Origin of the sequence: Streptosporangium sp. NPDC087985, assembly GCF_044741965.1 — a bacterium.
GTDB lineage: Bacteria > Actinomycetota > Actinomycetes > Streptosporangiales > Streptosporangiaceae > Streptosporangium.
In genome coordinates this window covers 1-26722 of record NZ_JBIUTQ010000013.1, presented here as the reverse complement: position 1 = coordinate 26722, position 26722 = coordinate 1, and the positions used below count along the sequence as shown (strand labels likewise).

At 71.3% G+C, this 26722-nt stretch carries 19 protein-coding genes; 9 read left to right on the top strand and 10 right to left on the bottom strand.

Annotation, left to right across the window (positions count from 1 at the left end; genetic code table 11):
- Positions 1-218 precede the first annotated feature (218 nt).
- From ACIN94_RS22220 to ACIN94_RS22210, 3 genes are all read left to right on the top strand, one after another.
- Positions 219-1970 carry an acyltransferase family protein gene (locus ACIN94_RS22220; RefSeq protein WP_400708886.1) on the top strand — a complete coding sequence of 584 codons (1752 nt, stop codon included), beginning with the start codon at positions 219-221 and terminating at the stop codon, positions 1968-1970.
- A 100-nt stretch (positions 1971-2070) separates the two neighbouring features.
- Positions 2071-3150: a glycosyltransferase gene (locus tag ACIN94_RS22215; RefSeq protein WP_400708884.1), complete on the top strand. Its 1080-nt coding sequence runs from the start codon at positions 2071-2073 to the stop codon at positions 3148-3150.
- Positions 3135-3866 (top strand): acetoacetate decarboxylase family protein, encoded by a 732-nt coding sequence (locus ACIN94_RS22210; RefSeq protein WP_400708882.1) that lies wholly within the window; start codon positions 3135-3137, stop codon positions 3864-3866. The genes ACIN94_RS22215 and ACIN94_RS22210 overlap by 16 nt, the downstream gene beginning before the upstream one ends.
- A gap of 4 nt (positions 3867-3870) precedes the next feature.
- Here the strand turns inward: ACIN94_RS22210 and ACIN94_RS22205 are convergent, their stop codons facing one another.
- From ACIN94_RS22205 to ACIN94_RS22170, 8 genes are all read right to left on the bottom strand, one after another.
- A complete protein-coding gene (locus ACIN94_RS22205; RefSeq protein ID WP_400708880.1) occupies positions 3871-4746 on the bottom strand; it encodes a sugar kinase in 876 nt (291 codons plus the stop codon).
- A 5-nt stretch (positions 4747-4751) separates the two neighbouring features.
- Positions 4752-5837 carry an alanine racemase gene (locus ACIN94_RS22200; RefSeq protein ID WP_400708878.1) on the bottom strand — a complete coding sequence of 362 codons (1086 nt, stop codon included), beginning with the start codon at positions 5835-5837 and terminating at the stop codon, positions 4752-4754.
- Positions 5838-5870: 33 nt separating this feature from the next.
- The gene (locus ACIN94_RS22195; protein ID WP_400709228.1) at positions 5871-6752 is read right to left on the bottom strand and encodes a glycosyltransferase family 2 protein; all 882 of its coding nucleotides are present in this window, start codon (positions 6750-6752) and stop codon (positions 5871-5873) included.
- Positions 6753-6948: 196 nt separating this feature from the next.
- On the bottom strand, positions 6949-7716 hold the full coding sequence (locus ACIN94_RS22190; protein WP_400708876.1) for a CDP-alcohol phosphatidyltransferase family protein: 768 nt from the start codon (positions 7714-7716) through the stop codon (positions 6949-6951).
- Positions 7694-8734, bottom strand: a complete 1041-nt coding sequence (locus tag ACIN94_RS22185; RefSeq protein WP_400708874.1) for an iron-containing alcohol dehydrogenase family protein — start codon at positions 8732-8734, stop codon at positions 7694-7696. Before ACIN94_RS22185 ends, ACIN94_RS22190 begins: the two co-directional genes overlap by 23 nt.
- A gap of 5 nt (positions 8735-8739) precedes the next feature.
- Positions 8740-9474 (bottom strand): sugar phosphate nucleotidyltransferase, encoded by a 735-nt coding sequence (locus tag ACIN94_RS22180; protein ID WP_400709225.1) that lies wholly within the window; start codon positions 9472-9474, stop codon positions 8740-8742.
- Positions 9475-9588: 114 nt separating this feature from the next.
- Positions 9589-10212: a DUF5941 domain-containing protein gene (locus ACIN94_RS22175; protein ID WP_400708872.1), complete on the bottom strand. Its 624-nt coding sequence runs from the start codon at positions 10210-10212 to the stop codon at positions 9589-9591.
- An 85-nt stretch (positions 10213-10297) separates the two neighbouring features.
- On the bottom strand, positions 10298-11914 hold the full coding sequence (locus ACIN94_RS22170; protein WP_400708870.1) for a CDP-alcohol phosphatidyltransferase family protein: 1617 nt from the start codon (positions 11912-11914) through the stop codon (positions 10298-10300).
- 155 nt (positions 11915-12069) lie between these two features.
- Between ACIN94_RS22170 and ACIN94_RS22165 the strand changes: the two genes are divergently transcribed.
- Positions 12070-13482: an SDR family NAD(P)-dependent oxidoreductase gene (locus tag ACIN94_RS22165; RefSeq protein WP_400708868.1), complete on the top strand. Its 1413-nt coding sequence runs from the start codon at positions 12070-12072 to the stop codon at positions 13480-13482.
- 49 nt (positions 13483-13531) lie between these two features.
- Positions 13532-15316, top strand: a complete 1785-nt coding sequence (locus ACIN94_RS22160; RefSeq protein WP_400708864.1) for a CDP-glycerol glycerophosphotransferase family protein — start codon at positions 13532-13534, stop codon at positions 15314-15316.
- 31 nt (positions 15317-15347) lie between these two features.
- Here ACIN94_RS22160 and ACIN94_RS22155 read toward each other — a convergent pair whose 3' ends face one another.
- Positions 15348-16373, bottom strand: coding sequence for a glycosyltransferase family 2 protein (locus ACIN94_RS22155; RefSeq protein ID WP_400709222.1), 1026 nt, complete (start codon positions 16371-16373; stop codon positions 15348-15350).
- A gap of 65 nt (positions 16374-16438) precedes the next feature.
- Here ACIN94_RS22155 and ACIN94_RS22150 point away from each other — a divergent pair, with 65 nt between their 5' ends.
- A complete protein-coding gene (locus ACIN94_RS22150; RefSeq protein ID WP_400708862.1) occupies positions 16439-17947 on the top strand; it encodes an LCP family protein in 1509 nt (502 codons plus the stop codon).
- A gap of 50 nt (positions 17948-17997) precedes the next feature.
- Here ACIN94_RS22150 and ACIN94_RS22145 read toward each other — a convergent pair whose 3' ends face one another.
- A complete protein-coding gene (locus ACIN94_RS22145; protein ID WP_400708860.1) occupies positions 17998-19836 on the bottom strand; it encodes a BTAD domain-containing putative transcriptional regulator in 1839 nt (612 codons plus the stop codon).
- Between the two features lie 215 nt (positions 19837-20051).
- Between ACIN94_RS22145 and ACIN94_RS22140 the strand changes: the two genes are divergently transcribed.
- The 3 genes from ACIN94_RS22140 to ACIN94_RS22130 are packed head-to-tail and all read left to right on the top strand — an operon-like array spanning position 20052 to position 26571.
- Positions 20052-23537, top strand: coding sequence for an amino acid adenylation domain-containing protein (locus ACIN94_RS22140; RefSeq protein WP_400708858.1), 3486 nt, complete (start codon positions 20052-20054; stop codon positions 23535-23537).
- Positions 23534-24298, top strand: coding sequence for a thioesterase II family protein (locus ACIN94_RS22135; RefSeq protein ID WP_400708856.1), 765 nt, complete (start codon positions 23534-23536; stop codon positions 24296-24298). The genes ACIN94_RS22140 and ACIN94_RS22135 overlap by 4 nt, the downstream gene beginning before the upstream one ends.
- Positions 24299-24303: 5 nt before the next feature.
- Positions 24304-26571: a lantibiotic dehydratase gene (locus tag ACIN94_RS22130; RefSeq protein WP_400708854.1), complete on the top strand. Its 2268-nt coding sequence runs from the start codon at positions 24304-24306 to the stop codon at positions 26569-26571.
- Positions 26572-26722: the final 151 nt, after the last annotated feature.

Genomic DNA, 26722 nt, shown 5'->3' with positions numbered 1-26722 from the left:
GGAAACATCGCGGGCCGGGGATTTTGAACGATCACGATTCGCCGCGAACCCCTGCAAACGCCGAGCGCTCGTGCGACAGAGGGCGCGTCATCGGTCTAGGCTGGCCGGGTCGGCGAGGCGATCCCCACTTGGCCGCACCCCTCCGGCGGTCCCTGGGCGTCTTCACAAGCGTGTCCGACTACCTCCCAGTCCCCGACAGATAGCTGAGCGTTTTCCCCGTGAGCGACACCCGATCCCCCTTCTCGGTACCGACCCCCTGGGACGACGGCGCCCCCGGCGCCGGCACCGGCAGGGCCGCCGACGGACAGGGCCGGACACCCGCCCCGTGGCCGATGCCCGAGCACGCGCAGCCGTCTCCGGCCTCCTGGCCGGATCCGCCGGACCATGGCCCCGCCTCCACACGGGGTGGCCTCCAGGACGGACCCGGCCCGGACGAGGGCCCCGGCGAGGTCACCGTCTGGGGTTACCCGGCCTACCAGGAGCCCCCCTCCGCCGCCGCCGAGCAGGACGCGTGGGCGAACTGGGACACCCAGACACCTCCCGGGGAACAGGAGCGGGCACCGCACCGGGACAGCCGGCCCTCTTCCGAGCGGGACGTACGGACGCCGTATCCGGACGCGCGCAGGAACCCCCTGGACATGACGTTCGCCCCCGCACCCGCCGGGAACCTTCTGGACCCGCTGGATCCCGCGTGGTCGTCGGGGCAGGGCACCGCCCAGGCCCCGGCGGGGGCCGCGCCGTGGGCGCCCGCGCCGTCCTCCCACCGGGCAGAACCCCAGGAGGCTCCGGCCCGCACCGAACGGCCGTTCTCCTACTGGGAGAACTCCAGCCGGGATCCCGAGCCCTCCCCCTGGAGCCCGGCTCCGGAGGCGGAGCGGGAGCCGCGCCCGGAGGAGGATCCCGCCGCCCCGCCCGCCCGGAAGAAGCGCGAACCGTACCTCGACAACGTCAAGTTCATCCTGATCGTTCTGGTCGTGACCGGGCACTCGCTGGTGCCCACCCTGGCCGCGCACTCGGCCAAGGCGGCCTACCTGTTCATCTACACGTTCCACATGCCCGCGTTCGTGCTGATCAGCGGGTATCTCGGCCGGAACTTCTGGAACTCCAACGCGAAGATCAACAAGCTGGTCGACACCATGCTGGTCCCCTACGTGGTCGTGGAGGTCGGCTACGCGCTGCTCCGCTACTCGCTGGGCCAGAAGTGGAGTCTGACGATCATCGACCCGGCCTGGCTGAACTGGTACCTGGTCGCCCTGGTGCTCTGGCGGATCTCCACGCCCGTCTGGACCCGGATGCGGCAGCCGCTACTGGTCGCGGTGATCATCTACATGGTCGCCGGTTTCTCGGAGATCTCCGGCGACTTCAGCATGGACCGCTTCTTCGGCCTGCTCCCCTTCTACGTGCTCGGCCTGATACTCAAGCCCGAGCACTTCGACCTGCTCAAACCCCTCTGGGTCAAGATCCTGGCCGGGATCACGCTCGCCGGAGGCGCAGCGGTGGCGATCTTCATCGCCCCGCACGCCAGTCTCAAACCGATCTACTTCCGCTCCAGCTTCAAGGCCATGGGCCTGGACTGGCTGCCCGGGCTCGGCCTGCGCGGCGCGATGCTGGTCGCGGCGCTGGCCCTGTCCGTCGCGGTCCTGGCGCTGGTGCCCCGGCGCGAGACCTGGTTCTCCGACCTCGGCACCCGGACGCTCTACGCCTACCTGCTGCACGGCGTCGTGGTGCTCATCGCCAAGGACCAGAAGTGGCTGAGCTTCCCCTGGCTGTACGGCCCGCTGGGCGTGATGGCGATCATGTCGAGCGCGCTGGCGCTGGCCATCGTCCTGTGCCTGCCGGAGACCCGCAAGCTGTTCAAGTGGCTGCTGGAGCCCCGCCTGGTCTGGCTCTACCGCCGGCCGCAGGCGGCCTCCCCCGGCAACCCGGCGGAGACCCCCGGCAAGGAGAGTTCAGCGGCGATTTCCCGGTAATTAATCCAACACACCTGGTGACGACAGAACCGACCCCCACTATCGGAACATGCGGGTATGTGTCGGAACAATTGTCCATCACCCCGAAGACGCCCGGATCATGCATCGGCAGATCCGGGCGCTCCTCGACGCCGGACACGAGATCACCTATGTCGCGCCCTTCACCGACTGCAACGTCACGCCGGATCCGCGGATCCGGGTGATCGACGTTCCCCGTGCGCTGGGCGGCCACCGTAGACGCGCACTGAAGGCCGCCCGGGGTGCCCTGCGGCGTGGAGCCGAGGACGCCGACCTGCTGATCATCCACGACGTCGAGCTGCTGTTCCGGCTGCCCCGGCGCCGTCCCGTCACCGTCTGGGACGTCCGCGAGAACCCGGCCGCCGCGCCGGAGGCGAGGTCGTACCTGCCGGAGCGCCTGCGCCGGACCCTGCCGTCGCTGATCCGCCGGATCGAGGCCCGGGCGGAGAGCCGCCTGCATCTCATCCTGGCCGAGGAGTCCTACCGGGAACGACTCTCCCTGCCTCATCCGGTGGTGCCCAACACCACCTACGTGCCGCCGCGGCCGCCCGCGCCGCCCGGCCACAGCCGGGTGATCCACGTGGGTCACCTGTCCCGGGCCAGGGGCGCGGTGGAACTGGTCGAGCTGGCCCGGCGGCTGTTCCCCCACGGGATCAGGATGGACCTGGTGGGCGCCGCCGACGCCGAGATCAGGCCCCTGCTGCGGGACGCGCAGCGGAAGGGCCTGCTCGACTGGTACGGCTACGTGCCCAACCAGCACGCCCTTCGGATGGCCGAGGGAGCGATCGCCGGGCTGTCGCTCCCGCACGACGTGGCCGCCTACCGACGGTCGGTGCCGGCCAAGGTGGGCGAGTACATGTCCCGGGGAATCCCGGTGATCACCACTCCCCTCCCGGCCACCGCCTCGCTGGTCGACCGGACCGGCTGCGGCGTCGTCACCCCGTTCGGGGACGTGGACACGGTGCTGCATGCCGTACTGACGCTGCGGGAGGACCCGGAAGGGGCCGCGGCGATGGGCGCGCGTGGTCACGAGGAGGCACTGCGCCACTACAACTGGCCCGACCATGCGGGCGATTTCGTGGGGCTACTAGAGGAATGGGCAGGCAGGCCCGTGACGCCGGGACGGGGAATTGGTGTACTGGAGGCATGGCACGCCATCTGATCCAGGGCCGCGAGATCGCCATGCCGGTGCGGATCCGGGACGCCACGGCCTGCGGCGCCTCCTACCTGGTCCGGGCCGACGCGGCCCGGGCGGTGATCGCCTACTCGGGGATGGACGTCACCGAGGTGCTGCCCGGTAAGGCGCTCTGCACGCTCGCGTTCGTCGACTACACCGACGGCGACCTGGACGCCTACCGGGAGTTCGGCATGGTCTTCCTGGTCCGGCCCCCCGGCGGAGGACCACCGCCCCACCGGGGCCTGCGCGCGGGCCTGTCCGAACTGCGCGGGGCCGGGGTGTTCGTCCACTGGCTCCCCGTCGACCAGGGCTTCACCCTGGAGGCGGGCCGCGCGATCTGGGGCTTCCCCAAGGAGCTGGCCGACATCGACCTGCGCCTGGCCTCCCCCTACAAGCGGTGCATCCTGCGCAAGGACGGCCGCCTGGTACTGGACCTGCTGGTCAAATCCGGTGTCCCGGTGCCCTCGGTCGGCACGAGGGCGGCCCTCGACGCCTACAGCCACCTGGACGGCGTCACCCGCCGCATCCCCTGGTCGGTGTCTCCCCAAGGGGTCCGCACCCGCCCCGGCGGCGCACTGATCCGGCTGGGCAACCACCCCGTCGCCAAGGAGCTGAGCGAGCTCGGCCTGCCCAGACGTGCCCTGATGACCACCACGGTCTCCCACCTCGCCATGACCTTCGACGAGGCGAAAGAGGTCTAGGCACTCAGGCTTCGAGGTTCAGCAGCGGCAGTTCCGCCCTGGTGGGTAGCCCCTGCCACTCGCTGGTGCTGGAGACCGCGAAGGCCGCCAGCAGGGCACCCCGGCGCAGCCGGTCGGCCGGGTGCAGCCGCTCCAGCAGCGCGCTGAGATAGCCCGCGACGAAGGCGTCTCCCGAACCTGTGGGATCGACCACGGGGCCGGAGAGACTCGGGGCGTCATGGCGGACGCCGTCCACCCGGACGCTCGCCCCCCGGGGACCCCGGAGCACGATGACCTCCCGGTCTCCGGTGAGCGCGGGCTTGACCAGATCCAGCTCGCTCTGCCGGACGAACAGCACGTCGGCCGAGCAGGCCAGCGCGCTGAGCACCTCCTCGGCCTCCCGGAGGTCCGGCCAGAGCTGGTCACGGTAGTTGACGGCCACCGAGACGGTGACCCCCGAGGACCGCGCGACCCGCACCGCGGTGTGCATGGCGTCGCGGGAGTTCAGCGCCGCGGTGATCCCGCTGACATGCAGGACCCGGGAGGACGCGATCCGGTCTATGGGAACGTTCCCCTGCGTGAGCCGGGTCCCCGTGCGGTAGTAGGTGACCCGAGCCACCTGCCCGGGTCTGGACTCCTTGAGCAGCAATCCGGTCGGGAACGCCTCGTCCACCCGCGCGTCCGAGATGTCCACGCCCTCCCCGCGCAGCGCCGTCAGAACCCGCACGCCGAGCTCGTCGCCCCCCACCTTGCCCAGCCAGGCGGCCTCGTGGCCGAGCCTGGCCAGCCCGACCGCGACGGTGAACTCGGCCCCGGCCACGTCCAGCCTGGCCTCGTGCTCGTGACGGACCCGGCCACTGGTGACGATGGCGAAGGCCTCGCCGAGGGTGTAGACGTCCATATGGATCACTTCCCCAGGTAGGAGAACACCGGGTGCCGGTGCATCAGGAAGTCGTGGTGCGAGATGTTCCAGGCATATGCCCCGGCCATTGCCAGCTCCACGACGTCCCCGGGCTTCAGCGCGATCGGCACGTCGGCGGACAGCTGGTCCTTCGGCGTGCACAGCTGGCCGACGATGGTGATCAGCTCTCCTGCCTCACCGGGGACGACCGGCTGGTCGTGGCCTTTCGTCGCGGGGGTGCGGATGTGGTGGGTGCCTCCGGCGACGATCGCGAACAGCCGGCCGTGGACGCGCTTGACGTCGATCACCTGGGTGGCGTAGCGCCCGCAGTAGACGGTCAGGGAACGGCCCGGCTCAACCCGCAGCACCTCGCCCTCCCGGCGTAGCTCCGCCAGGCCCTCACCGTAGGCGGCCCAGTCGAACAGGGCGTCCGGCTCGGCGTAGGAGACGGCCATGCCGCCACCGAGGTTGATCTCGGACAGGCCCAGGCCTCGGGCGTACTCCAGCACGGCCGCCGCGAGGTCCAGGAGCTGTTGCGCGTGCAGGCCGCTGGCCAGGTGGGCGTGGACGCCGCGCAGCCGGACCCGGTCCTGTCCCGCCAGCCGGGCGACGCACTCGGCGACACCGGCGGGGTCCATGCCGAACGGGGTCGCACCGCCGCCCATCGCCAGCGAGGCTCCCCGGATGGGGATATCCAGGTTGACGCGGAGCAGGATGTCGGCGTCGCACCCGGAGGCGAGCAGTCGCTCCAGCTCTCCGGGACTCTCCACATGCAGCCGGTAGACGTCCGAGGTCAGCTCGGCGTCGGTCTTGCCGGGGCCGCCCAGCGCGATCGGCATGCCGGGGAACAGCGCCCGCACATGCGCCAGCTCACCGCCCGAGGACACCTCGAAGCCGTCCACGTGCCGGGCCAGCACCCGTAGAAGCTCCGGGTCGGGGTTGGCCTTGACCGCGTAGTGCAGCTCGACGTCGCCCAGCGCCGCCCGTACGGCCGCGGCGTGCGCGTCCAGCGCGGGCAGGTCGTAGACGAAGGCGGGCAGCCGCCCGGCGGCGGCGAGCTCGTGGGCCCGCCGGGTCATGGCATCGGTCATCAACTGCCTCCAGCCCGGCCGGGCCGTACGGGATCAGACGATCGGCGGGCGGCCCAGGCGGAGCATGCGCCAGGCGGTCTTCCAGCCCATGGGGCGGCGTTCGCCGGCGGGCTCGCGGAGTCCCTCGGTGAAACCGGTGAACCAGGCGCGCAGGGCGGAGCCGGAGCGTTCCCGGACCAGGGTGAGGACGACCCAGTTGAGGAGGTAGAGCACGGCCAGGAGCCAGGGGAGGTTGCGGCGGGCCAGCCAGACGCGGTTGCGGGCGTTGAGGCGGTAGAAGTCGGCGTGGCGGGTCGGCGGGACCTGCGGGTGGTACATGACGGTCTGGGCGTCGTATTCGATGCGGTAGCCCTCGCCGAGCAGCCGCCAGGCCAGGTCGCTCTCCTCGTGGGCGTAGAAGAAACGCTCGGGGAGGCCGCCGACCTGGAGGAAGGCGGAGCGGCGGATGGCGCAGGCGCCGCCCAGGAAGGTGGTGACCGGCGAGGACCGGCCGGGGTCCCCCGCCCGCAGGCGGGGGACGTGACGGCGCTGACCGATGCCGCCGTCGGGGTCCATCACCCGGAAGGAGACGACGGCGAGATCGTGCTCGGTGGAGAAGCGCTCACGCAGGTGAGAGACGAGGTCCGTCGCGCCGTACCAGCCGTCGTCGTCCAGGAAGAGCACCACGTCACCCGAGCACTCCTCGACGCCGCGGTTGCGGCCCGCCGGGATGCCCGCGTTGTGGCTGAGCCGCACGATCTTGATCGAGGCGGACGAACCGGCCGGCACGCCGACCGACAGCTCGGGGACGTCCGCGCCGTTGCCGACGATGACCACCTCGACGTCACCGTCGACCTGGTTCAGCACGGACTCCACGGCCCGGTCCAGCTCGGGGATCCGGTTACCCATGGTGAGGATGACACACGAGATCTTCAACGGGTCATCGCCCTGACGCGTCGAGAGCACGTGCGAAGCATACTTTCATGATCACCGAGTCTGCTGTGTCGGGCAATTCTGACAGGGCCAAACATTTCTGATTTACCGGAAACCAAGCGTATCGGAACCGTCTGCGAACACCCACCAAACCGAGAGGTGTCAGCACCTACGACGCGCTCGGAGTCTTTCCGGTTCCTCACGAGAGCCGCCTGGAGGCCAGAATGCTGACCAGGTGCAGTGCCATCTGCAGCACGGCGATCACGACGCAGGCGACCATGAGCACCCGGGTGGCGGCCAGACCGCCACTGACCAGGTCCCACACCGCGGCGATCACCACGAGGAGGGACAGCTCGACGGCCTGGACGACCCGGTGGAACTTCAGTGCGGCGGCGGCCTTGCGTGCCATGCCCAGGCCGCGCGACCGGAATTGCTCGGCCGAGCTCTCGGCCGCCGCGACCAGACCGGACCGGGCACGGGCCACGTCGACCAGGTCGGTCTCCGCCTTGATCAGGATCGCGCCGAGCGCCGCGGCGAAACCCATCACGGTGTACCAGTCCGGCAGGATCTCCGACGCCCGGAAGCCCAGCCCGATGAGCAGGGCGGCCTCGGCGAAGTAGTGGCCTACCCGGTCCAGGTAGACGCCCGTGATGGAGGTCCGCCCTTTCCACCGCGCCAGCTCGCCGTCAGAGCAGTCGAGCAGCAGGTAGAGCTGGATCAGCAGGGCGGCGCCGATGGCTGCCCAGAGGCCGGGGAGGGCGAGGACCGCCCCCGCCAGCAGCCCGGACAGGATCATCAGCCAGGTGGTCTGGTTGGGGGTGATCGGCGTCTTGGCGAGGAACCAGGTGACGTAGATCGACAGCTTGCGCATGTAGAGAGCACCGGCCCAGTGCTCCCCGCTGTTGCGGCCCATGGTCGAGTGCGGCTGGGCGACCGCACGGAACTCAGCGACCGACGGCCCGGACATAGTCCTCCACCCGATCTCTGATCTCCGATTCCGACAGGCGCAGGTGCTCCAGGATCGTGTAACGCCCGGGGCGGGTCGACGGCGCCAGCGCGACCGCCTCGGTGAACTGTTCGACGGTCAGGCCCACGTCACCGGGGGTGACCGGTAGCCGGTGCCCGCGCAGGCAGTCGACGACCTGGCCGAGCCTGCGGGAGTCCTCCCTGAGAAAGAAACAGAAGGCGGCACCGATCCCGGCGATCTCGCCGTGGTTGGAGGTGCCGGGAAAAAGCTGATCCACGGCATGCAGGATCTCATGGTCTCCGCCACTGGAGGGACGGGACGACCCGGCGACCACCATCGCCATCCCCGAGAGGATGAGCGCCTCGGCCAGCACGGTGAGAAAGGCGTCGGACTCGATCGAGTCCGACCTGCCGACCACCGCCTCCGCCGCGGTGCGGGCCATCGCGCAGGCCAGGCCGTCGATCGGCTCACCGCGCTCGGCGTTGCCGAGCTGCCAGTCCTCGATCGCCGACAGGTTGCTCACCACATCGCCGACCCCGGAACGGACCAGTGACGGGGGCGCGTCGTGGACGAAATCGAGATCCACCATGATGGCCAGCGGCATGGGGACCCCGAAGGAGCCCTTGCCCCCGTCGTGCGTCAGCGACGCCACCGGCGAGCAGATGCCGTCGTGCGACAGGTTGGTGGCCACCGCCACCATCGGGATCCCGGCGAGCGACGCGGCATACTTGGTCACGTCGATGGTCTTGCCGCCGCCGATACCGACGAGCGCCTCATAGGCGCCCTTGCGCAGGTCGGCGCCCAGCGAGACCGCCGCGTCCACCGAGCCGTCGGGCACCCGGAAGATCTGGGCCTCACCGAGCGAGGAGGCGATCACCGAGGAGATCCGGTCGCCCTGGCCCGCGCCCACCGCCACCGCCACCCGGCCGGAGGTCGCCACCCGGCTGTCGGCCAGCAGCGAGCCGAGCTGGGCGATGGCGCCCCGCCGGACCTCCATGGTCAGGGGGGCCGGGAGCATTCTGGCTAGTATCGGCACGCGATCTCCCGCGCCTTGGCCAGGTCGTCGTGGTTGTCGACCTCGACCCAGGAGACCTCGCCGATCGGGGCGACCGCGATCTTCTCGCCGCGTGCGACGAGCTCCTGGTAGCCGTCCTCGTAGTAGAGCTGCGGGTCGCGCTCGAAGGTGGCCTGGAGGGCGTCGGCGAGGCGCCCGCCGATGCCGGGGCGGATCAGCGTCGCGCCGATGTACTCACCCGCCGCGTCGGCCGGGTCCATCAGCTTGGTGATCAGCTTGAGGTGGCCCGCGTCGTCGAGGGTGACCTTCATCTCCTCGTCGGCGAGCTTCTTCACGTCGTCCACCGCGAGCAGGATGTCGCCGGTCACCGGCGCGGACAGCAGCGTGTGCTCGACGGAGACCGGGTGCACGGTGTCGCCGTTGACCAGCAGCACCCCCTGGTCGAAGTAGTCGCGCGCGCACCACAGGGAGTAGGCGTTGTTCCACTCCTCGGCCTTGTCGTTGTGCACGAGGGTGAGCTTCACGCCGTGCCGCCGCTCCAGCTCGGCCTTGCGCTCGTGTACGGCCTGCGCCTGGTAGCCGACGATGATCACGACATCACGGAGGTCCGCGGCCGCGAGGTTCCGCAGCGAGATGTCCATGATCGTGGTCTCGCCGTCGACCGGAACCAACGCCTTGGGCAGCGTGTCCGTGTATGGCCGCAGGCGTCGTCCGGCCCCGGCAGCCAGCACCATTCCCAGCAACGTGCGCTCCTCATCCAAGTGAGCCCCTCAGCGGGCACTCCTGGCCCCAAAGGTTAGTTCCCTTTGGGGCCAGATCGTGTAATCGAGGCTCTTCCGGCCGCCCTCGACCGCGGCTCAATCGTGGGCGCCCAGGTCGGCGGCGTCCACCCCTGAGCGCGGCGCGGCCAGCCAGCAGGTGACGCTCTCCCAGCCGAAAAGGCACCACAGGTAGAGCGCGAGAAGGCCGAAGACCAGCGTCACCTGCCCGGCCAGGGCGCCCAGCGCGATCAGCAGCATGCGTCCGTCCCAGCCCAGGCCGGACGTGGCCAGCCAGGACGGCGGGTAGACACGCTGCCGTACGCGGTACACGACGTCGTAGTGGTGGAAGGCCATCGCGCCGAGCAGCAGGAAGATCAACAGCGGCGGCACGTCGTGCGCGAACCCGACCGAGGCCACGAACCCGTACTCGGTCAGGCGCAGGATCGGCGGGACCAGCCAGTCGAGCCTGCCGTCGTGCGGATGGGAGCTGCCGGGACCGGCCAGCAGCAGCGCCACCGCCGGGGCGAACACCGACAGCCCTTCGGCGCCGGCCACGCCCACCAGCAGCAGCACCCCGGTCACGAACATCCCGACGATCGCGGGCGGCAGCGGCGGGAGCTGCCCTGCCACCAGCGCGCCCATCGCCCGGGACAGCGTCCCGTCGTCCCGGTATGCCGTGACGGTGCTGTGCGGCACCGGCGTCATGTGCACGGAAACCATGATCGCATTCGTCTCCTCACTCGCTCCGCGGAACGCCCGCCGGGGCTCTTCTCCCGTGCCGCCGGCCGGGAACCCACGCTTCCCGTCATCGGTTGAGGGACCTGCCGATCCGGCCCGCGACCGTGTAGAGGGCGGCGACGCCGCCCCAGGTCAGCAGCGCGACGAAGGTCACCCGCGCGTTGAACACCGCGGCGGTCACCGCGATCAGAGCCATCCGCTCCCCGATGGGGAGCACGATGATCTTTTTCAGCCAGCGGGTGAGGGGGACCCGTTCCAGACGGCGCGAGAGCCTCACGACCGTGTTGCCCGAGACGTCTCCGGAATCCCGCCGTTCCCGGAGGTACTGCTCCGCGGCGGCGATGCCGCCGGCGACCTCGGCCTGCCGTTCCGGCGGTGTCTCCTGTGGCACCGGCCACGTGGACGCCTCTGCCAGGACGGCCGGCGAGGCGGCCGTCCCGGCCCGGACCTCCTCGCGGACGGCGTCGGCGCGGGACCCCGCGTAGGAGAAGTCGATCGTGTGGCGGAGCATCTGCAGGATCATCGCCGCGACCGCCAGCATCCAGATGCCGTGCGGGCCGCCGCGGGAGTCGTCCAGCCCCGCCGTGTAGCCCAGAGCGAGGCCCACGTAGACGGCGTACTCCTTGACCCGGTCGAAGGTGGCGTCCAGCCAGGCCCCGAGCGGGGAGAACGCGCGGGTGTAGCGGGCGAGCTGGCCGTCCACGCAGTCGAACACGAAGGACAGGTAGAGGAGGACGGCCCCGGTGATCTGCGCCTCGCGGGTGCCCGCCGTGAACGAGACCGCGGCGATCACGGCCAGGCCGACGGAGATCCCGGTGACCGCGTTCGGCGTCAGACGCAGATCGGCCGCCGTCTTGACCAGGTGGGTGGACCAGGAGCTCACGAAGTGGGTGGTGAAGAAGCCGTCGTCCGGCTTGACCGTGGCGTCCAGCCGGGCGCGGTCCTCGTCCACCTCGTCCAGCCGCGACATGGCCGAGTCGGCGTCCGCCTGCCCGGCCACCCGGTCGCAGCGCAACCGTCCGACCGCGCAGGCGCGCACCGGAACACCCGAGCGGACCAGGCCGACCAGGAGCAGCTCGCCGGCCTCGGCGCCGCCCAGGAGGCCGAACCTTCCGGTCTCAGCCGGCTCGGCCAGCGTCTCGGCGGTCTCGGCGAGAAGGGGGAGATCGGCCACACCCACCTGGAGCACCCCCTTGAAGGTGCCGTTGGCGTCGGCGACACCGTGGAAGGTACTGCCCGCGGCGGCCACCCGGCCGCCCTCGATCCGGACCGGCGGGCGCAACGGCCCGGAGTCCCTACCGTCCGTGTTCACCACGGCGCTCGTGTCGCGCGCGGGATGCGCGAGGAGCATGGCCAGCGCCTCGGTGTGGGCCACCAGGTCCCCCGCGATCACGGCCACCGGGCCGGTGGCCGTGCGGGCCACCTCGGCGATCCTGCGCAGGTCGTCGGCGATCCCCCGGGAGCCCTCCGCACCGATCAGGTAGGTGCCGCCGGGGGCGCGGATGATGTCGCTGGAGCGGCCGACCACGTGCACGTCACCGACGGGGAGCCGGACGAGCTGGCCGGTCAGCCGGTCGAGCAGCGTGCCGTCGGCGCAGCGCGAGCTCGCCGCGTCCGTGGCGGCGAGCACGACGACGGCCGTCTGGAGGTTTCCAGATGACGTGGGAACGGGAGAATCATGCAAACCGGTCTCCTTCGTATCCGACGGGATCACCGTGCGAACCGGGGAGTGCGCACTTAGCGTAGCGAGATCTTGACTGGATAGCACGAGAGCGCGACCTGCGATCGGGTAAGCACCCATTACGCTCGCCGTATCCGCACCGTTGAAGGAAGCAGATCTTGGCCGCTCTTGAACCACGTCTCCGCACCGTCGGGGTCATCCTTGCCGGTGGAGTCGGCCAGCGTGTCGGCCTGAACACCCCCAAACAGCTCGTGAAGATCGCCGGGAAGACGATCCTGGAGCACACGCTCGCCCTGTTCGACTCCGCCCCGGAGATCGACGAGATCATCGTGCTGATGACCCCGGGCTTCACCGAGGACGTGGAGCGGCTCGTCGCCCGCAACGGCTTCAGGAAGGTCAGCAAGATCCTGGAGGGTGGTGCGAGCCGTACCGACACCACCTGGCGGGCGCTGCGGGCCCTGGGCACGCAGGAGTGCGACGTGCTCCTGCACGACGCCGTGAGGCCGCTGCTGGAGCCCCGGATCATCACCGAGTGCGTGGAGGCCCTGAAGGTCTACTCGGCCGTCGACGTGGCGATCCCGAGCTCCGACACGGTCGTGGTGGCCGCCCCCGGACCGCGCGGGGAGATCATCCGCGACATTCCCGAGCGTTCCAGGCTGCGCCGCGGCCAGACGCCGCAGTGCTTCCGGCTCTCGGTGATCCGCGAGGCCTACGAGCGGGCCTTCGCCGACCCCGACTTCGGCAGCCGGCCGCCCACCGACGACTGCGGTGTGGTGCTGCGCTACCTGCCCGACGTGCCGATCTACATCGTGCCGGGCAGCGAGCACAACATGAAGGTCACCCATCCGGTGGACGTCTTCATCGCCGACAAACTCTTCCAGCTCGCCGCGGGCAGCGCCCCGCGCCCCTCCCCCCTCGCCTACCGGGAGGCGATGGAGGGCAGGACCATGGTGGTCTTCGGCGGCAGCTACGGCATCGGCGCCGACGTGGTCGCTCTGGCCGAGCACCACGGCGCCGAGGTGTTCTCCTTCTCCCGGTCGCTGAACGGGGTGCGCATCGAGGACGCCGGGGCGGTGAGCGACGCGCTCGCCCACGCGGCCAAGGAGACCGGCAGGATCGACTACGTGGTCAACACCGCCGGCGTGCTGCACATGGGCAAGCTGGGCGACGTGAACGACGCCACGATCGCCGAGACCGTGGGCGTGAACTACCTCGGCCCCGTCAACATCGCCAGGGCGGCCATCGGCCACCTCCGCGAGACCCGGGGCCACCTGCTGCTCTACACCTCCTCCTCCTACACCAGGGGCCGGGCCGACTACAGCCTCTACTCCTCGACGAAGGCCGCCGTGGTGAACCTGACCCAGGCGCTCGCCGACGAGTGGGCCGAGTACGGCGTGCGGGTCAACTGCGTCAACCCGGAGCGGACCAGCACCCCGATGCGGGTCCGCGCCTTTGGCGAGGAACCGGCCCATACCCTGCTCTCACCGCGCGCCGTCGCCCAGACCTCCATGGACGTGCTCATCTCCGACCTCACCGGGCACGTGATCGACGTCCGCCTCGACGGGAGCTGACACAGCGCGCCTACCAGGGCGGACATCGGCGCGCGGTTAGCGTCGGAAGATGAAGCGTGACCCTCGTGCCTCGATGGCGTGCGCGGCCGTGCTCGGCTCGTACCCGCCGCTCGTCATCTCCGCACTGTGGCCCCGGCCGTGGCTCTTCCTGGCGTTCTGCACGCTGTCCTACGGGGCGGAGATCGTCGCCAGGCGGCGGGCCCGGAAGCTGATCGACCTGCTGAGCAGCGTGCACCTGGGCGTCACACTACGGTTCATGGTCCGCGAGATGGCCGCAGTCCTCCTGGTCGCGCGTACGGCGGGCACCGACTCGCCCTGGTTCACGGCCCTGGTCCTGGGGCTGTTCACGTTCCACGGCGTGCGGGCCCTGCAGACCGGGCTGGCGATCGCCCACACCCGCGTCCTCAACCGGATTCCAGTGCTGACCCGCAACATCGACGGCGCGGTGGAACCCCCGGCGCCTCCACCGGACATCCTGGTCGGCTACGGCAGCATGCGGATGCTCTACCTCGACATGCTGCCGGTCGGCGGCGCGACACTGGACGCGCTGCTCGGCACCGGCTACCAGGGCGCGGCCGGAGCGGTGATCGCGCTCGGCCTCGGGACCGGGGGCGTGATCGGAATGCTGCCCCACCTGCGCAGGATCGGGCCGCTCAGGAACCGGCGCGTCATGTTGAAGACGGTCGGCAGACGCCTCAACGGCTACCGGCCGGAGGTGATCCTCTATTTCTCCGGACCGGACGACTCGGCCTACCAGGCCACCATGTGGCTGCGCCCGCTGGAGCGGATCGACCGGCGGGTCGTGGTGGTCCTGCGGGAGACGAGCATGCTCCGGCTGCTGGGGGAGACCTCACTCCCGGTGGTCTGCATCCCGTCGGCGGCCGACCTGATGAGCTTCGGAGCGCTGGGCTCCGCCCGGGTGTGCCTCTATCCGTCCAATGTCGGCAAGAACATCCACATGCTGCGCATCCGGGGGCTGCGCAGCGTCTTCGTGGGCCACGGGGACAGCGACAAGGAGGCGTCGTTCAATCCGTTCACCAAGGTCTACGACGAGGTCTGGGTGGCCGGGCAGGCCGGTCGCGACCGCTACCTCCGCGCCCGGGTGGGCGTGCGCGACGAGGACATCCACGAGGTGGGACGGCCTCAGCTCACGGGGGTTCACACCACCGGCCCCGGCCTGCCGTACCGCACCGTTCTCTACGCCCCCACCTGGGAGGGGTGGACCGACGACCTGTTCCACACCTCGATCATCACGATGGGGACGGCGATCGTCCGCACCCTGCTGGCCCGCTCCCCCGCGCTCCGGGTGATCTACCGGCCGCACCCGCTGACCGGTTACCGCAACCCGGCCGCGCGCGACGCCCACCGGGAGATCCTCACGATGCTGGAGAGGGCGGAGCTGTCCCGGTCCATCGCCCGCCACCCCGCCGGTACGGCCCAGGCCGAGCCGATCAGGCACGAGGCCGTCACCGGACCCGAACGGTCCCTCTACGACTGCTTCAACCAGGCCGACCTGCTGATCACCGACATCTCCAGCCTGGTGGCGGACTTCATCGCCAGCGGCAAGCCGTACGTGGTGACCAACGTGGCGGGGCTCCCGGAACGGGCTTTCCGCGAACGGTATCCCAGCGCGGAGGCCGGTTACCTGCTCACCGAGGACCTGGAAGAGCTGCCCGCCGTCCTGGCGGCCCTGGAACGCGGCGGGGAGGACCCGCTGGCGGCCGCCAGGCGCAAGCTCAGGACCTACCTGCTCGGCTCCGACCCGGACGCGATGGCCCGCCTCAACGACGCCGTGAACGGCGCCTACGAGCGCGCCGCGCGCGGGGGCGGCTGAGGTGACGCCGCTCCCCCGCGCGCGGCCGGCCTCACTTCCTGGCGGGCTTGGCGAGCCGTTTCGGGCTCGTGAGGAAGCCCCACCCCCATGACATGTGCATGGTGACGTAGACCAGCGGCAGCCGGACGAGGGAGGCCGCGGGCAGGCCGCCGCCGGTGACCGCCGAACCGGCCAGGATCGCCGCCAGGTAGGCGCCGGGGATGAGCAGGCCCGGCCAGAAGAACGGGGAGACGACCAGGCCGGCGATGATGGCCAGCACGGCCGCCGGGGGCGCCAGGTAACGCAGGTTGATCGTGCCCTCGTGGGTGCGGGCGACCACCCTGCGCCAGCGGCCGTAGTGGAAGTACTGCTTGGCGAGGGCCTTGACGGTGGGCCTCGGCCGGTAGGAGACCCGCATCCGGGGCTGGAACCAGACCAGACCGCCCGTCTCGCGGATGCGGTGGTTCATCTCCCAGTCCTGCGCCCGCTGGAAGTGCTCGTCGTAGCCGCCGACCCGCTCCAGTGCCGCGCGGCGGAAGACGCCGAGGTAGACCGTGTCGGCCGGGCCCGCGGTGCCGCCGGTGTGGAAGCGGGCGCCGCCGACACCGATCTTGGAGGTCATGGCACAGGCCACGGCCTTCTCGAACGGCGTCACCCCCTCGGCGGCCATGATGCCGCCGACGTTGTCGGCACCGGTCTCCTCAAGCGTCTCCACGGCGACCCGGAGGTAGTCCTCCGGGAGCATGGCATGGCCGTCCACGCGGGCGATGATCTCGTTGCGGGACGCGCCGATGGCGGCGTTGAGGGCGTTGGGAGTGCGTCCGGTCGGGTTCGGGACCACGGTCACCCGTGGGTCCTCGGCCGCGATCGCGTCCGCGACCTCCTGGGTGCGGTCCTGGGAGGGGCCGATCGCGAGCACGACCTCGATCGGTCCCTCGTACTGCTGCGACAGGACCTGGCGCACCGCCTCCCGTAGATGGCGCTCCTCGTTCAGCACCGGGATGACGATGGAGATGGGGGGCCAGACACGTGTCTCGGGAGACGACGCCGGCGCATGCGAGTCGGGGAACTGCTTCATGGCGTCGCTCACGCTACTGTACGGACGGGTACCTCATCGACCCGGCAGAGCCTAGGGGGCCATGCATGCGCGACCCGGAAGAGACCGACTCGGGGGTGCAGGTGGGCGGTGACGCCTACGGCAAGGTCCGGTTGGATCCCAGGCGTGACCGCAGGTCCGCCAGGGGAGCCCGCTCCCGGCGTCGCAACCTGCTGGTCACCGCCGCGCTCTCCACCGTGGTGCTGGGCGGTTCCGGCGTGACGTGGGCACTGCCGAACTACGCGGCCAGCAAGATCGAGTCGGTCGACGCGGGCGTGCCTGGATCGCAGTCCACCGGTGCGATGAACATCCTGGTGGTCGGCCTGGACCGGCGTGACGACCTCACCCGCCGGCAGCAGAACCAGCTCAAGCTGGGCCGGGAGAGCGGCGAGCGGACCGACACCATGATGGTGCTTCACCTGTCGGAGGACCACACCAGGGTCACCGTGGTCAGCCTCCCCCGCGACACCTGGACGACGATCCCCGGCAAGGGCCAGCACAAGATCAACTCTGCCTACCAGTTCGGCGGCCCGAAGCTCGCCGTACGGACGGTGCAGAACGTCACCGGGCTGCCCATCCACCACTATGTCGAGGTCAACGTGCTCGGCTTCATCGAGGTGGTCGACGCGCTGGGAGGCGTCTCGGTGTGCACCCCGGTCGCGATCGACGACTCGAAGACGGGGCTCAAGCTCCAGCCCGGCACCTACTCCCTCGACGGGGTCAAGGCTCTCTCCTACGCCCGCACCCGGGCCACCCCCCGTTCCGACCTCGACCGCATCGACCGCCAGCAGCAGGTCATCTCAGCCCTGCTGCACCAGGCGCTGAGCGGCGGCACGCTGACCAACCCGGTCAAGCTCACCTCGTTCGTCAACACCGCCCTCGGCACGCTCCGGGTGGACGAGGCGCTCCGCAAGGACCTGCTCGGCCTGGCCGGCCAGCTCAGGGACGTCTCCACCGACGACGTGGCCTTCGCCACGGTCCCGCTCTCCAACGTCGACTACCGGACGCCGACCGGCGAGTCCGCCGTGCTCTGGGACAAGCAGGCGGCCGGCGAGCTGTTCCGCCGGATCGCCGCCGACGAGCCGCTCGTCAAGCCCGCCAAGCCCACTCCCACCCCGACGCCGACGCCTTCCGTGACACCGTCCCCCTCGGCCCCCGCGCTGACCGTGCCGCCCTCGCGGATCTCGGTCAAGGTGCTCAACGGCACCTCGATCACCGGCCTCGGCGCGCGGACCAGGGCCGACCTGCTGAAGGCCGGGTTCCTGGTGCCCGAAGCCGCCGGCGACACCCTGGAGAGGAACCACGACAGGACGGTCATCCAGTACGGCCCCGGCCGCGAGGACTCGGCCCGGACCCTGGCCGCCGCGCTGCCCGGGGTCGACGTCCGTCTGGTGGAGAACCTCGGCAACCGGATCGAGGTGGTCGTCGGCCGGCAGTACCCCGGCGCCAAGAAGGTCACCGTCAAGGAGGCCGCCAAGCCGTCCCCCTCCCCGACGCCGGTCCCGGTGGCGACCCCGACGGCCAGGACCGCGACCCAGAACATCTGCAAAAAGTAGGCCGGCCGGTCCCCGCCGAGCGTGGACGGCGGAGAGCCCGGGAGCCGCTGTCAGCCTGACGGCCGCGCCACGCCCGGGTCGAGGACGAACAGCCGGACCAGGTCGTCGAGGCGGTAGTGGAACCGCCCGGCCTGGCCGGTGTCGACCACCGAGACGGACCGGGCCTCGACCAGGGCGTCCAGATGGGCTTCGGCGGCGGTGTGGTTCAGGCCGCAGACGGCGGCGACGGTACCGAGCTCGAACTCGACCGGCCCCAGCCGGGCCAGCTGGGCCAGAGTCCGCCGGACATCGTCCCCTATCCGTGAGTAGCTCTGCCGCAGCCCGTCCCGCACAGCCAGGTCCGCGACGCTCAGCTCGTCCAGGCGGCGATGTTCGTCACGCAACGCGGTGGTCAGGCCGGCGAGCGGCCAGTGCGGGCGGGCGGCGAGCCGGGCGCCGCAGATGCGCACCGCCAGCGGGAGCCTGCCGCACAGCTGGACCAGCTCGGCCGCGGCCTCGGGTTCGGCGGCCACCCGTTCGGGGCCGATGATGGTCGCCAGCAGGTGGATGGCGTGATCGACGTCGAACCGGTCGAGATCCACGATCCTCGCACCGCTGAAGCCCACCAGCCGGGACCGGCTGGTGATGAGGACCGAGCACGCCGGGGAGCCGGGGAGCAGCGGCCTTACCTGTGCCTCCCCCACGGCGTCGTCCAGCACGACCAGGATGCGACGGCTGTTCATGAGGCTGCGGTACAGGGCCGCGCGCTCGGCCAGGTCCTCCGGGACCGCGATCTGTCCGACTCCGAGCGCCCGCAGGAACCGCCCGAGCACGTGGGCCGGGGATTCAGGGGCGGCCCCGGTGCCGCCCAGGTCGGCGTAGAGCTGGCCGTCGGTGTACGTCGACATCAGCAGGTGGGCCACGTGCACGGCCAGGGTGGACTTGCCCACCCCGGCGGGACCGGTGACACCCGCGATCATCGCGGCCGGCCGCGTCGGATCGTTCAACCCCTCGCCCAGGTGGTCGAGGAGTACGGCGGTCACCTTGTCCCGCCCCGTGAAGTCGGCGATGGCGGCGGGAACCTGGTGGGGCACGACCGGACGCCCCCATCCCGTGCCGTAGGTCCGCTCGAACCCGCCGAGCATCGGAGGGTCCTGGCCGAGCACGGTGAGGTAGGCGCGTTGCGCCTCCACGCTGGGCGCGACGCCCAGCTCGTCGGCGAGCCGGGATCTCAGCCGCTCGTACTCCATGAGCGCCTCGGCGGGCCGGCCGCAGGCGGCGTACAGCTCGATCAGGCGCGTGTGCAACGGCTCGTCGAACGGGCGGGCCCGGGCCAGGGCACGGGTTCTCGGCAACAGCGGCTCGGGGGCCTGGACCGAGATGGAGAGCGTGGCCAGCCTCCGCACGCACATGGCGTGATCGTCGTCCAGAGCCCGTACCGCGGAGTCGTCCCGCACACCGTCGGGGGCACCCTCCAGCACAGGGCCACGCCACTGTTCGAGCGCGTTCATCAGGGCGGCCAGACGCTTGTGGGGGGCGACGCCGGCGGTGTCGGAGTCGGCGGCCAGGGCGGCGCGGAACCGGGCGGCGTCGACGGACCCGTCCGGTAGCCGCAGCCGGTAGCCGCCGTCGACGTGCTCAAGGGAGGCGGCCGCGCCGATCGTGCCGCGCAGCCAGGAGCGCAACCGCGACACGGCGGTACGCAGAGCGATCATGCTGCCGACGTTGTGGCCCCACACCTGCTCCAGCAGCCGCCCCTCGGCGACGACCTCGCCGTCGTGCAGGAGCAGTACGGCGAGGAGCATGCGGGGATGGCGTGCCGGTAACGCCACAGTGATCCCGTCCTGGCAGACCCGGAGCGGCCCGAGCACCTGGAAATCGTACGCGGCAACAGCCTTGTCGACGGTCATTTTCGTCCCCCGCCCGGGTCCCTCGCTGATCCGGCGCGAGAAACGACATCTAAGCCATAAATAGCCACGTTTGCGGACGTAGCAATCGTACGGCCAATGATCAGCAATGTCCGCCCTTTACCGTTCCATGTGTCAGCGAGCCGCAAATCACGCATACCGACGTAACACGGATAACGGCGGATCCAGATAGTGAGAAACGTGCAGGAATTCGGATAATGCAACATACGGTAGTCGGCCGATTCCTCAATGTCGTAAAAAGCAATCCCGGACGCGTCGCAATCCATTCGGCCGATTCCTCGGTCACCTACGCCGAGCTGGCCGCCGCCGCCGGTGGCATCAGGAACCTCGTCGCCGCGGCGGGATGCCGGCCGGGGGCACGCGTCGGTCTGCTGGCCGGCCATGACGCGGGGGTCATCGCCGCGATCATGGGGACCCTGCTCTCCGGCTGCGTCTACGTCCCGCTGGACCCGTCGTATCCGGCGCCGCGGCTGGCGTACATGCTTGACGATGCCGATGTGACCGTGCTGGTCACCTCACGGAAGCACGAGGCACTCGCCCGGGCCCTCCTCGGGGAACGGTCCCGCGAGGTGGTCTTCGTCGAAGACGCGACCCCGGCGACGCCGACGACCGCCGGGACGATCGAGCCCGACAGCCTGGCCTACCTGCGATACACCTCCGGATCCACCGGCACACCCAAGGGGGTGGCCCAGAGCCACCGCAACCTGGCGCACTGCGTCGGCAACCAGATCGAAAGCCTGTCGATCACCTCCGCGGACCGGCTCAGCCTGCTCGCCTCGGTCAGCTTCGACGCCGCCATCCCGGACATCTACCCCGCGCTGCTGACCGGCGCGGCCGTCGTCCCGATCGACGTCCGCACTCTCGGGCCGGACGAGCTGGTGCGCCGCCTGGCCGACCCGGGTGTGACCGTCTACCACTCCACCCCGACGCTCTACCGGTACGTGCTCGACGCACTGGGGCCCGGCGGCCGGCTGCCCTCGGTACGCACCGTGCTGCTCGGCGGCGAGCGGGTCACCAGGTCCGACGTGGCCGCGGGCCGGGGGCGTTTCTCCGACGCCTGCCGGTTCGTGAACGGCTACGGGGCCACCGAGGCCACCTTCGTGGCCCACTACCAGATCTCCTTCGACTCGCCGGAGCCCAAGCCGGACGCGGGGCCCGACGCCGGGCCGGACGCCGGTCCCCTGATGCCGATCGGGAGCGCACTGCCGGGCTACGAGGTGGTGCTGCTGGACGCCGACGCCGGCGAAGGTGAGATCGCCATCCGCAGCCCGTACCTGGCGCTGGGGTACTGGCGGGATCCGGAGCGCACCGCCGAACGGTTCACCACCGACCACGGCGGCCGGCTGTACCGCACCGGAGATCTCGGACGCGAACTCCCCGACGGCACGCTGGTCTGCCTGGGCAGGCTGGACCGGCAGATCAAGGTGCGCGGTTTCCGGGTCGAACCGGCCGAGGTGGAGGCCCACCTGGCGGGACAGCCGGGAGTGGCCAGGGCCGTGGTCACGCTCGCCGGCGACAGGCTCGTCGCCCACGTCCAGCCTTCCGGCGCCGCCGTACCGGATCCGGCCGCGCTGCGGCGGACCGCGGCCGAGGTCCTCCCGGACTACCTGGTGCCCTCGGCGATCGTGGTGCTCGACGCACTGCCGCTCACCCCGACCGGCAAGGTGGACATCCACGCCCTGCCCGCGCCGGGACCCGTCCGCGCCGGTGAACGGCCGGCCACGCCCGCCGAGGCCACGGTGCACGACGCCTGGTGCGACTTACTCGGCCTGGCCCGGATCGGCGTGACCGAGCCGTTCTTCGACGCCGGCGGCCACTCTCTGCTCCTGGGACGGCTCCAGCAGCGACTGTCCGACACGTTCGGGACGCCGGTACCGATGATGATGCTGTTCGAGCACACCACGGTGCGCGCGCAGGCCCGGGCCCTGTCCGCGACGGCCACCCCGTCGCCCCTCCGGCCGGTCGGCCCGGCGGTCACCGACGCCGACGACCACGACCTCATCGACCCCGACGACCACGACGACCACATCGCGGTGGTCGGCCTGGCCTGCCGGTTCCCCGGTGCGCCCGACCCCGCCGCGTTCTGGTCCGTGCTGTCCGACGGGGTGGACGCCATCTGGGACTACCCGGACGCGGAACTGCGCGAGCTGGGCATCGGCGCGAGGTTGCTGGCCGACCCCGCGCACGTGAAGGCCGGTGGGAAGCTGAACGGGGTCACGGACTTCGACGCGGAGTTCTTCGGATTCGGCGCCGACGAGGCCGCCCGCACCGATCCACAGCACCGGCTGTTCCTGGAGACGGCCTGGGAGGCTCTGGAGGACGCCGGATGTGACCCGGACCGGTTCGACGGCCAGATCGGTGTGTTCGCCTCCACCTCGGCCAACCGGTACTTCCTTTTCCACCTGTTCGGCAACCCCGCGGCCGGAACGCCGGACGACCCCGACGACTGGGAGGGCCGGCTCCTTCCCCACCAGCGCTCCGACCACCTGCCGGGGCAGGTCGCCTACCGGCTCGGCCTGACCGGCCCGGCGATCGCGGTGCAGACCGCCTGTTCCAGCTCCCTGGTCGCGGTGTGCCTGGCCGCCCAGAGCCTCCTCGACCACCGCTGCGACCTCGCGCTGGCGGGCGGTGTCAACGTCACGTGGCCGCGGTACCGGCACACCCCCGGCGGGATGGTCTCCCCCGACGGCAGGTGCCGCGCGTTCGACGCCGCGGCCAACGGCTCGGGGTTCTCCAGCGGGAGCGGCGTGGTGGCGCTGAAGCGGCTCGCCGACGCCCTGGCCGACGGCGACCACGTGTACGCCGTGATCCCCGGCTGGGCGATCGGCAACGACGGTGCCGCCCGGGCCGGATTCGCCGTACCGGGCCTGGCCGGGCAGGTGGCCGCGGTGACCGAGTCCCTCGGCGACGCGGGGATCTCCCCCGACGAGGTCGGCCTGGTGGAGGCGCACGGCAGCGGCACGCCGCTGGGAGACGCCATCGAGGTGGAGGCGCTGACCCGGGCCTTCCTGGCGGCCGGCGCGCGGGGCACCGGCTACTGCGCGCTGGGCGCGGTCAAGACCAACATCGGCCACACGGACGCCGCCTCCGGGATCGCGGGGTTCATCAAGGCGGTCCTGTCCGTACGGCACGGCCAGATCCCCGGCAACCTGCACCTCGACTCCGCCAACCCGCAGCTCGGCCTTGAGCGTGGACCGTTCTATCTGCCCGTCAAGACGGCGCCCTGGCCCGAGGGCCGCCGGCGGGTGGCCGGGGTCAGCGCGATCGGCATCGGCGGCACCGGCGCGCACGTGCTGGTGGCCGAGGCGCCGGAGCCGCCGGCCACGGCGCCTGTCCCCGGAGGCCGGTACCTGCTCCCCGTCTCCGCCCGCTCCCCCGAGGCTCTCCGCGCCGCGATCGTACGGCTGCGCGACCACCTCGCCGCCCACCCGCACCTGTCACCGGCCGACGTGGCGCACACCCTGACGGCCGGACGCCGTTCCTTTGCCCACCGAGCCGTCGTGGAGTGCGGCAGCCTCGCCGAGGCCGTCGCGGCGCTCGACCCCGACCGGCTGTTGTCCCAGACCGGCGCGCCGGAGAAGCTGCCCTCCGGCTCCGCCGTCCCGGGTCGGCGGGTACCCCTGCCGACCTATCCCTTCCAACGACAGCGCTACTGGATCGACCCGCCAGGAGGCACCCGATGACCACCCTGACGGCCCGTTGGTTCCGTTGCCCGCGGCCCCTGCCTCGGGCGGCGTCCCGACTGTTCTGCCTGCCGTACGCCGGTGCGGGCGCGGGTGTGTTCCATCCGTGGCCGGCCGCTCTCGCTCCCGGCGTGGAGGTCCTGGGCGTCCAGCTGCCGGGCCGGGAGAACCGGATCGCCGAGCCGGCCGAGGTCGACCTGGTCGAGCTGGCCACCGCGGTCGCCGACGCCGCGGCCGAGGACGGCCGCCCCTACGCGCTGTACGGGCACTCGCTGGGCGCGCGGCTCGCGTTCGAGGTGGCACGGCTGCTGCGCCGTACCGGTGCGCCCCCGCCGGCCCGGCTGTACGTGGGTGCCGCCCGTGCGCCGCACCTGGGAGGTTCAAGCACATTCGACGGGCTCTCCCACGTCTCCGACGACGAGCTGGTGGCCCGGATCGTGGCCGGAGGCGGCGTGCCCGAGGCGGTCGCCGACGAACCGGAGCTGCTGGAGCTGCTGCTGCCGACGCTGCGGGCGGACTTCACCTGGCTGGACGATTACGTGTACCAGCCCGAACCGCCGCTGCCGGTACCGATCACAGCCTTCGCCGGCACGCGCGACCTGGCCGTCTCAATGGAGCAGATGGCCGGTTGGGAGCAGCACACCACCGCCGGGTTCGTCCTGCACCGCGTGGACGGCGGCCACTTCTTCCTCCAGGACCGTCTGGCGGAGCTGACCGCCCTCCTGGCAGCGGACCTTCAGACCGTGGGCGGTGCACGGTGACGAAGATGAACCTGGGCGACACCGGCTGGTCGGTGTGGACCGACGCGCTCCTGCGGACCACCGGATTCCCCGCCGACGGCCTGGACGCCTTCGCCGCCCCCTCGGCCGCCGCGGCCGCCGACGACCTCCTCGCCGGCCACGGCGACGACGAGACCTTCGACAAGGCACTGGCCGACGCGATCGCCGCCGGAGCCCGGAAGATCTGCGACATCGCCGCCGATCCCCTCTTCCGCGAGGCCGTCACCTGGCAGAACCCCGGCGTACTCGTCGCCCTGGACAGCCTGGTCGCCGGGGGCCCCGGCGCCAACCGCAACGCGCGCCGTCGCGCCCGGGAACGGACGGTGGTCCGTTACTGGCAGCGCTACTGCGCCAAAAACGAGACCATCGGCTTCTTCGGACCGGTCTGCTGGATCACCCTCGACCCCCACGCTCCCCGCACCATCGACATCCGCGTCGGACCAGACCTGCTGCGCGAACGCCGGGTGTTCTTCGAAGGCTGGGCGATCAACGCCTACGCCGACCACCTCGCCACCGACCCACGGATCCGCCGCTGGTGGCCGCCCGCGCTGCTACCCCACCTCACCGTGCACGGACGCCACCTGCTGCGCCCCCTGCAACCACCGCTGCCGCTGTCCCCGGCCGAAGCCGCGCTGCTGACCCGCTGTGACGGCCGCACCCCCGCCATCGAGATCGTCGCCGGACTGCCCCGCCCCGAAGACGGCTACCTGCTCCTGGAACGACTCGTGGAACGTGAACTCCTCACCTGGGACGCCGCCCTGCCCGTCGCGCTCACCACTGAGGAAACACTCCGCGACCGCATCACCGCGATCGGCGACCCCGACCTCCACCAGCATGCCCTGACCGGACTGGACCGGCTGTGCGCGGCCCGCGACGCCGTCGCCGCCGCCGCCGGCGACCCGGCCGCGCTCAAAACCGCCCTGGCCGCGCTCGACCAGGAGTTCACCACGACCACCGGAGCACCACCCCGCCGCCGCGACGGACAGATGTACGCCGGCCGCACCCTCTGTCACGAGGACACCACCCGCGACCTCGACGCGGTCATCGGCGCCCCCCTCCTGAGCGATCTCGCCCCGCCCCTCGCCATCACTCTCACCACCGCCCGCTGGCTGACGGCGGAACTCGCCGAGGCCTACCGGACGGCTCTGCGCGAACTGCATGACGAACTACGCGAGGAGACCGACGGCCCGGTCCGGCTGGCCGACCTGATGTCCCTGGCCCAGGGCCTGTTCTGGGGCACCGGACGGCGCCCCGCCGACGACGTCGCCGAGGAGTTCACCCGGCGCTGGACCAGCCTGTTCGGCCTGCGGGAAGGAGACACCAGGCTCCAGCTGTCCGCCGCCGACCTGATCGAACCGGTCGCCCGGCTCTTCCCCGCCGAACGGCCCGGCTGGTCCACCGCCCGGCTGCACAGCCCCGACCTGCAGATCTGCGCCACCGACCTCGACGCGATCAACCGCGGCGACTACCAGGTGGTCCTCGGCGAACTGCACGCCGCCTGGCCGACACTGGCCAGCAACATCCTCACCGTCTGGCATCCCGAAGTCGACCGGCTGCGGGACGAGCTGTCCGCCGACGCCGGCGAGCACCGGGTCCGGCTGCTCTACCCCGCCACCTGGCCCCGGCAGGGAGGACGGGGCACGGAGTCCCTGCTCGGCGTCACCGACAGACTGCTGGGATTCGCGCCGGCGCCGGGCGCCGACCCCGACCAGCTGCTCCCGGCCACCGCGGTCACCGTCTCCGACGAGGACGGGACACTGGTCGCCACCGCACCCGACGGGCACCGCTGGCCACTGATCGAGATGTTCGCCGGGATGCTCAACGGGCTCGCCGTCGACGCTTTCAAAATCACGATGCCCGTCCCGCACGCTCCCCGCATCACCATCGACCGGCTGGTCATCGCCCGCGAGACCTGGCGCACCACCGTCGCCGGAACCGGGCTCGCCGACATCATCACCGAGCGCGAACGCTACCTCGCCACCCGCGCCTGGCAAGGCCACCTCAACCTTCCCGACCAGATCTTCCTCAAGATCGGCACCGAAGTGAAACCCTGCTACTACGACCTCACCAGCCCCCACTACACCGATGCCCTGTGCACCATGCTGCGTGCCGCCGGACCCGACACGTCCGTCACGATCAGCGAGGCCCTGCCCACCCCCGACCAGGCCTGGATCACCGACCACGCCGGCAACCGCTACTTCAGCGAACTCCGCCTGCAGATCACCGACCCCCGGCCCGCGGGCGGTGCACGGTGACGAAGATGAACCTGGGCCAGACCGGCTGGTCGGTGTGGACCGACGCGCTCCTGCGCACCACCGGATTCCCCGCCGACGGCCTGGACGCCTTCGCCGCCCCCTCGACCGCCGCGGCCGCCGACGACCTCCTCACCGGCCACGGCGACGACGA

What these genes read in the sequence shown, in the direction of transcription:
- ACIN94_RS22175 (WP_400708872.1), bottom strand. Translation starts at nt 10,212, where the DNA reads ATGGTTTCCGTGCACATGACGCCGGTGCCGCACAGCACCGTCACGGCA.
- ACIN94_RS22215 (WP_400708884.1), top strand. Translation starts at nt 2,071, where the DNA reads ATGCATCGGCAGATCCGGGCGCTCCTCGACGCCGGACACGAGATCACC.
- ACIN94_RS22190 (WP_400708876.1), bottom strand. Translation starts at nt 7,716, where the DNA reads ATGTCCGGGCCGTCGGTCGCTGAGTTCCGTGCGGTCGCCCAGCCGCAC.
- ACIN94_RS22160 (WP_400708864.1), top strand. Translation starts at nt 13,532, where the DNA reads ATGAAGCGTGACCCTCGTGCCTCGATGGCGTGCGCGGCCGTGCTCGGC.
- ACIN94_RS22130 (WP_400708854.1), top strand. Translation starts at nt 24,304, where the DNA reads ATGAACCTGGGCGACACCGGCTGGTCGGTGTGGACCGACGCGCTCCTG.
- ACIN94_RS22155 (WP_400709222.1), bottom strand. Translation starts at nt 16,373, where the DNA reads ATGAAGCAGTTCCCCGACTCGCATGCGCCGGCGTCGTCTCCCGAGACA.
- ACIN94_RS22185 (WP_400708874.1), bottom strand. Translation starts at nt 8,734, where the DNA reads ATGCTCCCGGCCCCCCTGACCATGGAGGTCCGGCGGGGCGCCATCGCC.
- ACIN94_RS22200 (WP_400708878.1), bottom strand. Translation starts at nt 5,837, where the DNA reads ATGACCGATGCCATGACCCGGCGGGCCCACGAGCTCGCCGCCGCCGGG.
- ACIN94_RS22150 (WP_400708862.1), top strand. Translation starts at nt 16,439, where the DNA reads ATGCGCGACCCGGAAGAGACCGACTCGGGGGTGCAGGTGGGCGGTGAC.
- ACIN94_RS22205 (WP_400708880.1), bottom strand. Translation starts at nt 4,746, where the DNA reads ATGGACGTCTACACCCTCGGCGAGGCCTTCGCCATCGTCACCAGTGGC.
- ACIN94_RS22210 (WP_400708882.1), top strand. Translation starts at nt 3,135, where the DNA reads ATGGCACGCCATCTGATCCAGGGCCGCGAGATCGCCATGCCGGTGCGG.
- ACIN94_RS22135 (WP_400708856.1), top strand. Translation starts at nt 23,534, where the DNA reads ATGACCACCCTGACGGCCCGTTGGTTCCGTTGCCCGCGGCCCCTGCCT.
- ACIN94_RS22145 (WP_400708860.1), bottom strand. Translation starts at nt 19,836, where the DNA reads ATGACCGTCGACAAGGCTGTTGCCGCGTACGATTTCCAGGTGCTCGGG.
- ACIN94_RS22140 (WP_400708858.1), top strand. Translation starts at nt 20,052, where the DNA reads ATGCAACATACGGTAGTCGGCCGATTCCTCAATGTCGTAAAAAGCAAT.